This window comes from Methylobacterium tarhaniae (genome assembly GCF_001043955.1).
GTDB classification, from domain to species: domain Bacteria; phylum Pseudomonadota; class Alphaproteobacteria; order Rhizobiales; family Beijerinckiaceae; genus Methylobacterium; species Methylobacterium tarhaniae.
In genome coordinates, this window is sequence record NZ_LABZ01000426.1 from 1 (window position 1) to 664 (window position 664).

At 73.3% G+C, this 664-nt stretch carries 1 protein-coding gene; it reads right to left on the reverse strand.

Annotation, left to right across the window (positions count from 1 at the left end):
* Window positions 1-664: GlgB N-terminal domain-containing protein (locus VQ03_RS30425; RefSeq protein ID WP_425350116.1), on the reverse strand; the 664-nt coding region annotated here is incomplete at both ends.

Below are 664 nucleotides of genomic sequence, written 5' to 3' on the forward strand. Positions count from 1 at the left end.
CAGGCCTTCGAGGCGCGAGGCGGTCTCGGGCGGCTGCTGGGCCGCGAAGGCGACCGGATCGGCCTTGAGCGGCAGGAGCGCGCCGTCGGGACCGCGGATCTCGAACTTGTAGTGGCCGCCCTTCTTCAATTCGGGGATGAACAGCTCCCAGACGCCGCCATCCTGCCACAGCCGCATCGGGTGGCGCCGGCCGTCCCAGTCGTTGAAGTCGCCGACCACCGAGACCCGACGGGCATTGGGGGCCCAGACCGCGAAGCGGAAGCCCGGGGTGCCGCCGATCTCGACGGCCTGCGCACCGAGCATCCGGTGCACCGCGTCGTTGCCGACGTCGCGCAGCAGGCCGATCTCCGCCTGCGTCAGGGTCGCGCCGTACTCGTAGGGGTCGCGCCGGGTGCGCTCGGTGTTGTCCCAGCCCTCGACCGCGATGCGGTAATCCGGCCGCTGCGGATGCGGGAAGCTGGCGACGAAGAAGCCGGCCGGGTGGCGCCGCTCCATCGGCACGCGGGTCTCCGCCACCACGACCGTCGCCGCGCGGGCCTCCGGCAGCACCGCGCGGACCTCCCACTGGCCCTCGCCGACCTCGTGCGGCCCGAGGACCCCGAAGGGATCGCCGTGCTCGGCCCGCATGATCGCCTCGACGGCGTCGGGATGGACCGCGTAGGCG